Below are 9,772 nucleotides of genomic sequence, written 5' to 3' on the forward strand. Positions count from 1 at the left end.
CCGCCTTCAAGCCTCAAAACAAGAGTATAGTACAGTGGAGCTTGTTTTAGAAGCAGATCGCACTTTTGGCAAGCGAACAGTTAATGTAGGTCTTGACAAGGCAACAGAAGAAGTAACGGTTAATGATGACTTGTTTAAGAAGTTGAAATTACAGCCAATTTACTTTGACTTTGACAAGTCAAATATTCGCCCAGATGCAGCTATAGAGNCAAGTCAAATATTCGCCCAGATGCAGCTATAGAGTTAATGAAGGTGGTAGAGGTGATGAAACTGTATCCAAATATGAAAGTAGATGTTCGCTCTCATACAGATAGTAGAGGAAATGACAACTACAATATGAGCTTGTCGGATCGCCGAGCAAAATCAACTGTGAAGTGGATGATTGAGCAAGGAATCGACAAGAGTAGATTAACTGGTAAAGGATATGGAGAGAGTCAGTTGATAAATAAATGTAGTAACGGAGTACCGTGCTCGATTGAGGAACACCAACTCAATAGAAGAAGTGAATTTATTGTAATAGAATTATAATAGAAACAAGTGTGCTGTGCACAAACAACAAAACAATTTTTTTTCGACCATCCTGCTGTAGGATATAAAACTAACAGTACTTAGCCTTGAAAAGCCTTCCCATTAGGGAAGGCTTTTTTTATGCAATAATGTATGATAGTGATGAAGAATGAATAAAAGAGTCATATCAAAATTTGTAGTCTATGTGAAAAGATTAGTTAACCTCTAAGGAAAAACACAAGAAGTATTGGGGCTTTCTTGGTCTTTGTTTTATCATGGTGCTTTATCTTTTATTGGAGAGAAGAGTGTTTTCCTAAGTAAACTACAAGAATATCCCAGTAAATAGCAATTATAAGGAGTTGAATTTTTAAGTAATGTTACAGGAGAAAAACTCTATGTTTAAATCAAAATTTACTTCTAAGCTCATTAGCAGTTTGAATAGAAGATTGTGTAAAGGTTATTATTTGAGTTTTTTCTTGTCTTGATTTGCTTTGAGGGAGTACCAGGATAGGTATAGCTTAATATTTTATTTTAACTTCTAATATTATGGGGTGTTACTTTATGTCTTTATTTACTTAAGTAAATATTTATAGTTATGTATTTTTTGTTTTTAAATGAAATTTTAATATTTTTTTAAGTATATTTATAATTGAGTTTAAATATAAATGTTTTGACGTATGTGGATCAGTGAAATTTAGATTTAGGCCAAGTAATTTTTAATGAAATTGGAAGTGAAATAATACAGTAAGATGATTTAAGTAGTGTATATTATAAAATAATTAAGAGTTTTAGGAAAAAAAAGGGTAGTTTCTTTGATGTAAAAAACAAGGTTTTTAAAATGATTGTTTTTGTGTTTTTAGCTAATATTCTATTTTAAATGTTTGTAATATGCTAAATAATATTTCTTTTGTTGTGTTTTTGGTTGTTATTATGTTTTTTTTTGTTATTATTTTTTTTTGTTAATGTGGTCTAAAATTGAGTTTAATTTTTATTAATGTGTTTATTTTTGATTATATGATAATAAATTAAATTAATTATTAATGTTGTTGTAATAGTATATATTAAAATAAATTGAATTATTTATTTTGTCTACATTTGTACGAGTGCAATGTATTATAAAGTGGTGTTAATATAAAGAGCTTATGAAAAAGAAATATTTTTTTAAAAAAATGACATTTCTGTTGTGTTTAACAACAGGAGTGGTTTATTCTCAAACTGGAGAAAAGGTTTTCTCAAATAAAGGAAATATCAAGATTGAGGAGGGAACAGAGGTTTATATCTACCTTGATGTTTACAATGAACAAGGAGATTACATTTCAAAAGATAAGTATATCGGTTTAGAAAATGATGGTACGATGTATTTGTTTAATAATCTTACTAATAATGGATTGTTTGGATATGATCAAAAGGATAAAGGAGGTACTGTAATATTTGATAAAGAAACTGGTAAAGTTGTATTAGCGGGATCAGAGCAAACTTCTTTCAATAATGTGGTATTCAATTCAAAAGAGGGAATTGATCTGCAGAATGAGATAAGTATTTATGGTAAAAGTGTGTTCCAAAGAGGGCACGTGGTTGTTAACGCACCTTTACAAGGAGCGATGACTTATTTTGATGGGGCTGTAATTGAAGGTGTGGGAAATGATAGTCACGTTGTAGGTACTGTTGATAGACAAGGAAAAGAAGATAGAATGTTCCCAGTTGGAAATGGGGAGTATTATCGCCCAATAGAATTGCGTGCTAGTAAAACTGTTAATGATATGTTTAACGTTCAATACGTATCAGAAAATCCATTAACAACAAGACCACATAATGTATTGAGAAGCCCAATTGTTGAAGTTGATAATACAGAATATTGGGAGGTTAAGAACTCAGCAACTGATGCTAATGTAATTCTTTCTCTAAGTTGGAGCGAAGGAACAACTCCAAGAGCGTTTCACAAAGATAAAGTGGAAGGACAAAGTGTTCATGTACTGCGTTGGGATGAAACTGAAAAAGTTTGGGTTGATGAAGGAGGTATGATTGAAGGTGAGAATTTTGTTACTACTCCTTTAGAAGTTAATGCTAAGGGGATATTTACTTTAGGGTTGGTAGATGAAGCATATAGCGACGAGGTAAAAATCTGGAATGCTGTTACTCCAAATGGAGATGGTCAAAACGATTACTTCTTAGTTGAAAATATTAATAAATTTCCAAATAACAGTGTGGAAATCGTAAATAGATGGGGTAGTAAAGTGTTTAGTGCTACAGGATATGACAGAAAAGGAGATGGTAGTGAAAACGTATTTATTGGTGAAGCTGATGGAAAAGGTGTAATAAATAAAGGTAAAAAATTACCTTCTGGAACATACTACTATATTGTAAAATATGAATATACAGATGCTAATGGTAGTAGATGGATTAAGAAAGCAGGTTATTTGAATTTAGAGAATAATTAAAAAAAGTGGTTGAGATGAAAATAGAAAATAAAATAAAAATTGCAGCGTTAATGGCTGTGCTTTCATTAGGAAGTGTGTCTGAAGTTCAGGCACAACAAGATCCACAGTTTACACAGTATATGTATAATCCTTCAAATATTAACCCTGCTTATACTGGTTCTCGTGGGAATCTAAGTGTATTTGGTCAATATAGAGCACAGTGGGTTGGTTTAGATGGAGCTCCTAAAACTGCTAATATTTCAGTAGAGACTCCAATTGAAGGAAGTAGAGTTGGTTTAGGTATTAACTTTATGAATGATCGCATTGGTGCTATTGACGAGAATAGAATTGCATTAAACTTCTCTTATACTATCGATGTTAATGACGATTGGAAATTGGCATTTGGTCTTAAAGGAACTGTTAATCTCTTGAGTTTTGATCCGACTAAATTAGACTGGTATGATCCTGACGTAAATTACAATCAAAAAGTAAATAATAAATTTACTCCGAATATTGGTGCTGGTATGTTCTTGTATTCTGAAAAAGGATATTTAGGGTTTTCTGTACCAATGATGCTTTCTACTGATAGTGGAGAGGATGATGGAGCTAAGTTAATGAAACAAAAAATGCATTATTATTTAACGGGAGGGTATGTGTTTGAGCTTAGTCCAAGTGTTAAATTTAAACCAGCTTTCTTAGCGAAAGCAGTAGACGGTGCTCCATTCCAATTGGACTTAACAGCTAACTTCTTGTTAGTAGATAAGTTTACTGTAGGTGCTGCGTATAGAGTAGATGCAGGAGTGAGTGGTTTAGCTGGATTCCAAGTGAATGATAATTTGTTTATTGGATATTCATATGATGCAGATACTTCTAAGTTAAATAAGTATAACGATGGTTCACACGAAGTGTTCTTGAGATTTGATTTATTTAACAGATATAGAAAAGTAAGTACAACTCGTTTCTTCTAGAAATCTATAATAACCACTACCATTATGAAAATAGAGAAAAGAATTGTATTGTTACTTTCAGTTCTTTGTTCGCTCGTCTCTTTTGGACAGGGATCAAAGAATAAGGCGGATAGAGAGTTTTCTAATTTAGCGTATTCAGATGCAATAGCATATTATGAAGATGCACTTCGTCATGACGGTAAAAATGTTGAGTTGCTTTTGAGCTTAGGAGATGCATACTATTTTAATGGTCTGTATAGTCAAGCTCTTAAATCTTATCAAGAAGCAATGAGAGATGAATCTAGAGTGTTTTCTGCTGATGCTTATTTCAAGTATGTTCAAACTTTGAAGAGTGCTAAGAATTATGCTGAGGCTGATCGTATTATGGATTTGATGTCTACTAAATTTGCTGGAGATAATCGAGTAGTAATGTATAAAGCTAATAAAGGTTATCTCAAGAATATAGAGTCAAATTTAGGGGCTTTTTCTGCGACTTTGATGGATAAGGTAAATACACCTTACTCGGAATATGGAGCAGCAATGTATAAAGGACATATTATATTTGCATCGTCACAAGAAAGAAATAGTTTTTATCAGCGAATACATTCGTGGACTAACGATCCATTTACAAAGTTATACGCTGCTCCTGTTTACATTGATGGTTATGTTGGGGAGTCAAAACTGTTTAGTAAAAAATTAGATAGTAGATTTAACGAGTCTACACCTACTTTTTCTGCTGATGGACAAACAATGTATTTCTCTAGTAATGACAGGTCAGCTTTGAAGAAGGGTGAGACTGTTTTAGGTAGTTTGTATAGAGCAAAGTTGGTTGATAATAAATGGACTAATATTGAAAAGTTACCTTTTAATCAACCAAATACAAATACAGCACATCCTGCTTTAAGTACAGATGAAAAATGGTTGTATTTCGTATCAGATAAAGCTGGAGGTTTAGGGCAGAGTGATATTTATCGTGTAGAAATTTTATCTAACGGAGGTTTTGGTAGTCCTGAGAATTTGGGGGCTAAGATTAATACAGAAGGTAGAGAGAGTTTTCCCTTTATAAGTACTGATAATGTATTGTATTTTGCATCAGATGGACATCCTGGACTTGGAGGGTTTGATATCTATGCTGTTAAAATAAATGATGACAACAGTTTTGGAGATGCGGTAAATTTAGGAAGTTCTATTAATAGTGAGTATGATGATTTTGCTTTTTATTTGGACCCTAATTGTAAGTATGGCTTCATGACTTCAAATAGACCAGGGGGGATTGGTAAAGATGATTTGTATTTTGTACGTGAGATTACTGGTGTTGATTTAGAGTTTTACCAAAGTTTAAGGGGGAAAGTTTATAATATAGTTACGAATGAGGTGATTACGGATGCACCTGTATCTTTGTATGATCATCATCACAACTTAATCGAAACTGTAAATACAGATAAAGAAGGCCAGTATATTTTTAAAGATAAACTATGTTATATAGGTTATACTATAGGTGTAGATGTTGAGGGTTATAACTCAATCGATTTAGGATTGCCAAAGATTGATAAAAATAATGAAGCAGTTCTTGATTTTGGGTTAGATGGAGAAGGAGTCAAGCCTAAACAAAAAGTTGATGATGGTGAAATTCGAAGAGGAGATGACCTTACAAAACTCCTTCGATTAGAACCTATCTATTTTGATTTTGATAGAGCGGATATTCGCTATGATGCGGAAGTAGAGTTGTATAAGGTTTTAGAAGTGATGAAGCTATATCCAAGTATGCGTGTGGATGTTCGTGCACATACAGATAATATTGGAGAGGAATTTTATAATTTTAAACTTTCGCAGCGAAGAGCAGAGAATACAATGAATTGGTTAATTGCAAGAGGAATTAGTAGAAATAGACTAACCAGTCGTGGATTTGGTGGAGCTGTTCCAGTGAATAATTGTGTTAGTGGTGTACCTTGCTCTGGTGAAGAACATCAAGCAAATCGCAGAAGTGAATTTATTGTAGAAGATATTTAAAATAAAGGTCATCATTAGATGGCCTTTATTTTTTTGTATGATTATTGAATTTATTATATAATAGTTTAATTGTTAATTTTAATTAGTTAATTAGTTGTATAATTGTTATATTTGTATCCGATAAATGTTAATTAGTGCTATTAATTGGTTTTATTTTAAGATTAATTAAGGACTGGTAAAGGTTGACCTTAAATAGAGTATTTTTGATTCGAAAGTAATTTTTTACTTGTTTGGAATTGAAAAGGTTGTATTTTAGCTACCTCAAATGAAGAATACATAATTGTTTTTAATAGAAAATAGTTATAAATAAATACGTTTTTTACTGAATAGTGTAATAATTATGTTTTAATTATTCTCTTTTTTTGTATAATTTTGTGTTAAATAGATTAAAGGAATTTTAATTACAAGTTGAGTATAATATCAAAAGCCAATTAATAACTATTGGTTCGCTTTAATAAATAAAAGTTATGAAGAAAAGTATCTTTAAGATTGGAATATTTACCATGCTTATGCTTTCTGTTAATACTACTTTCGGGCAGTCTAAGAAAGAATTAGCCAGAGTGAATAAGCAAATTGAGAGATTAGCCTTTGCTGATGCTATCGATTCTTATGAAAAGTTAGTAAAAAAAGGTAAAGCCTCTCAAGAAGTTGTATTGGGTTTAGCAAATGCATATTACGAAAATGGTTTATATATTGAAGCTAATCACTGGTTTGAAGAAGCATTTGGTAAGATAGAATCTTCTCAAGAGATTGAAGATTTGAATAATTACTATCGCTATGTGCAAACAGTTAGAACTTTAGGAGATTATACTGTAGCAAATGCAAAAATGGATTTATTGGCAGATAAGTTTCCAGAAGATGGTCGTATTAAAAAATACTTAGCGGATCCTAACTATATTACTGAAGTAAATAGCAATAGAGAAGGGTATAAAGTTAAGTTATTGAATAGTGTTAATACAGAATTTTCTGAATACGGATCAGCTTTGTATAAAGGAGAAATTGTTTATGCATCTTCTCAAAAAAGTAAATTCAGAAAAGATAAGATACACAGTTGGACAAATGATCCTTATACTAAATTATTTTCTGCTCCAGTTCGTATAGATGGATACATTGGTGAAGTAAAGCCATTTGCTAAGAAGCTTGATGGTAATTTTAACGAGGCAAACGCAGTATTTAGTGCTGATCAACGTGCTATGTATTTTTCAAGTAATACACGTGGTGATAAGAATACTCGTTATTCAGATGGAACTATGTTAGTAAGTTTGTATAGAGCTTATTCATTTGGTCAAGGTAAATGGGGGGATGTTGAGAAGTTATCTATTAACGTACCTCATGCTAACTCATCTCAACCAGCATTAAGTCCTGATCAAGATTGGTTATACTTTTCTTCAGATAGACCTGGAGGATATGGTCAGTCTGATTTATATAGAGTTAAGCTATATCGTGATGGTACATTCGGGGTTCCTGAGAATTTAGGAGATAAGATTAATACGGAAGGTAGAGAGAGTTTCCCATTTGTAAGCTCTGATAATGTTTTGTATTTCGCTTCTGACGGTCATCCTGGTTTAGGAGGATTGGATTTGTATGGAGTACAAATTTATGAAGATGGTACTTTTGGAGAGGTTGTTAACTTAGGTAACTCTATCAATAGTTCTCACGATGATTTCGCAATGTATTTAGATCCTGAGTCTAAATTTGGATTTATTACTTCAAATAGACCTAATGGTGAAGGAAAAGATGATTTGTATTTTGTTCGTATGAAGTTAGGTACAGAATTAAATGTTGCCCAAGAAATCAGAGGTAAAGTTGTTGATCAGGCTACTGATAAACCAATTTGGGATGCCTTCGTATTCTTATATGATGAAAAACACAGATTGATTGATCAAATTGAAGTTGATAAGAGAGGTGAATATAAATTCACAGATGTGAAGATTAACCGTGAATACTCTATTGCTGCTAAAGCTCCAGGTTATAATTCTGCTGAAACTGCAATTGATCCTGTTACTAAGAATGTAGACATTGTTGTTGATTTTGCTTTAAATAGAAGTAAAGAGCTTGTAATCCCAGGATATGAATATGGTGGAACTACAGGTTATGGTGATGATGTAAGAGTAAAAGAAGGTGATGATTTAACTAAGGTGTTAAACTTGCAACCAATTTATTTTGACCTTGATAAGTTTAATATTAGATTAGATGCTCAAATAGAATTATCTAAAGTAGCTTCATTAATGTTAAATTACCCTCAATTAAAATTAGAAGTTAGATCTCATACAGATGCAACAGGACCTGATGCTTATAATATGAGATTATCTGAAAGAAGAGCGATATCAACTGTAGATTGGTTAGTAAAACAAGGTATTAGCCGTAACAGAATTAAAGGTATTGGAATGGGTGAGAGCCAAATCATGAATCACTGTAAGAACAATGTTCCATGTAGTGAGCGTGAGCATCAAAAAAATAGACGTAGTGAGTTTATTGTAATTGGATTATAAAATTAAGTTTTATATAAAGAGAAGGAGTTCCATTGGAACTCCTTTTTTTATTCCTATATTTTATAAAACCTTTATGTGCATTGTTCACAGAAATTATGTAATTTGCACTTTGGAATTAATTCATTTAGTAGAAATAAATTTATAATGATTATACAACCTAGAACACGTGGATTTATTTGCTTAACTTCTCATCCTGAAGGATGTGCTGAAAATGTTAGAAAGCAAATCGAATATGTTAAGTCAAAAGGACTGATTAATAATGGACCAAAAAAAGTTTTAGTAATAGGGGCTTCTACTGGTTTTGGATTAGCTTCTCGTATCTCTGCTGCTTTTGGTTCGAATGCTGCTACTATTGGAGTGTTTTTCGAGAAACCTGGTACAGAAGGACGTCCTGGAACTGCTGGATGGTATAACTCTGCTGCGTTTGAGAAAGAAGCTCATGCTGCTGGATTATATGCAAAAAGTATTAATGGAGATGCTTTCTCTGATGAAATCAAGAAAGAGGCTATTGAGCTAATTAAGAAAGATTTAGGACAAATTGATTTAGTAGTTTATAGCTTGGCCTCTCCAAGAAGGACTCATCCAAAGAGTGGAGAGAATTTTGCTTCTGTTTTGAAACCAATAGGTGAACCATTCTCTAACAAAACTGTAGATTTTCACACTGGTGTAGTTTCTGATATTACTATTAATCCTGTTACTGAGCAATCTGATATAGACAATACAATTGCTGTAATGGGAGGTGAAGATTGGAAGTTTTGGATTGAAGATTTAAAAGCTGCGGGTGTTTTAGCTCAAGGGTGTAAAACAGTTGCTTATTCTTATATTGGACCTGAATTGACTTATCCAATTTATAGAAATGGTACTATTGGTATGGCTAAGAATGATTTAGAAGGTACTGTTCCATATCTGAATGAACTACTTGGTGACTTGAATGGAGTTTCTTATGTATCAGTTAATAAGGCTTTGGTTACTCAATCTAGTTCTGCTATCCCTGTTGTTCCATTGTATATTTCTTTGTTATATAAAGTAATGAAAGAAAAGGGGATTCACGAAGGTTGTGTGGAGCAAATGCAAAGATTATTTGCAGACCGCTTGTATGCTGATAACGTAGTTTTAGATAGCGAAGGGCGTATTCGTGTAGATGATTTAGAAATGCGTGAAGATGTACAGGCTGAAGTAGCTGAATTATGGAATAAAGTGACTACAGAGAATATTGAAAGTATTTCTGACTTAGCTGGTTATAGAAGAGATTTCTTTAATTTATTCGGTTTTGAGTTTGATAATATTGACTATAACGCTGAATCAGATGAACTAACTTCTGTTGAAAGTATTAAATAATATAGATTATTGTTTTAAATAGAAAGAGGGTGTCCCAAAAGGTCACCCTCTTTTGTATTAT

The 9,772-nt window shown here is 32.4% G+C and carries 5 protein-coding genes and 1 pseudogene; all 6 read left to right on the forward strand.

Features of this window, described 5'->3' with window-relative positions; genetic code table 11:
- Nucleotides 1-528 (forward strand): annotated as a pseudogene (locus GJV76_RS14475) (OmpA family protein); the annotation flags it as partial.
- Nucleotides 529-1,649: 1,121 nt separating this feature from the next.
- A complete protein-coding gene (locus GJV76_RS14480; protein WP_155093308.1) occupies nt 1,650-2,945 on the forward strand; it encodes a gliding motility-associated C-terminal domain-containing protein in 1,296 nt (431 codons plus the stop codon).
- A 14-nt stretch (nt 2,946-2,959) separates the two neighbouring features.
- A complete protein-coding gene (locus GJV76_RS14485) occupies nt 2,960-3,892 on the forward strand; it encodes a PorP/SprF family type IX secretion system membrane protein (protein WP_155093309.1) in 933 nt (310 codons plus the stop codon).
- A gap of 24 nt (nt 3,893-3,916) precedes the next feature.
- Entirely contained in the window at nt 3,917-5,881 is a 1,965-nt protein-coding gene (locus GJV76_RS14490; RefSeq protein ID WP_155093310.1) for an OmpA family protein, read from the forward strand.
- A gap of 467 nt (nt 5,882-6,348) precedes the next feature.
- Nucleotides 6,349-8,373: an OmpA family protein gene (locus GJV76_RS14495; RefSeq protein ID WP_155093311.1), complete on the forward strand. Its 2,025-nt coding sequence runs from the start codon at nt 6,349-6,351 to the stop codon at nt 8,371-8,373.
- Nucleotides 8,374-8,517: 144 nt separating this feature from the next.
- Nucleotides 8,518-9,711, forward strand: a complete 1,194-nt coding sequence (gene fabV, locus GJV76_RS14500) for an enoyl-ACP reductase FabV (protein WP_155093312.1) — start codon at nt 8,518-8,520, stop codon at nt 9,709-9,711.
- Nucleotides 9,712-9,772: the final 61 nt, after the last annotated feature.

Origin of the sequence: Myroides albus (assembly GCF_009711045.1) — a bacterium.
Taxonomy (GTDB): Bacteria; Bacteroidota; Bacteroidia; order Flavobacteriales; family Flavobacteriaceae; genus Flavobacterium; species Flavobacterium album_A.

Bases quoted from the DNA above. Each gene is read 5' to 3' on its own strand.
- GJV76_RS14485 (WP_155093309.1), top strand. From the start codon at position 2,960: ATGAAAATAGAAAATAAAATAAAAATTGCAGCGTTAATGGCTGTGCTT.
- fabV (WP_155093312.1), top strand. From the start codon at position 8,518: ATGATTATACAACCTAGAACACGTGGATTTATTTGCTTAACTTCTCAT.
- GJV76_RS14490 (WP_155093310.1), top strand. From the start codon at position 3,917: ATGAAAATAGAGAAAAGAATTGTATTGTTACTTTCAGTTCTTTGTTCG.
- GJV76_RS14495 (WP_155093311.1), top strand. From the start codon at position 6,349: ATGAAGAAAAGTATCTTTAAGATTGGAATATTTACCATGCTTATGCTT.
- GJV76_RS14480 (WP_155093308.1), top strand. From the start codon at position 1,650: ATGAAAAAGAAATATTTTTTTAAAAAAATGACATTTCTGTTGTGTTTA.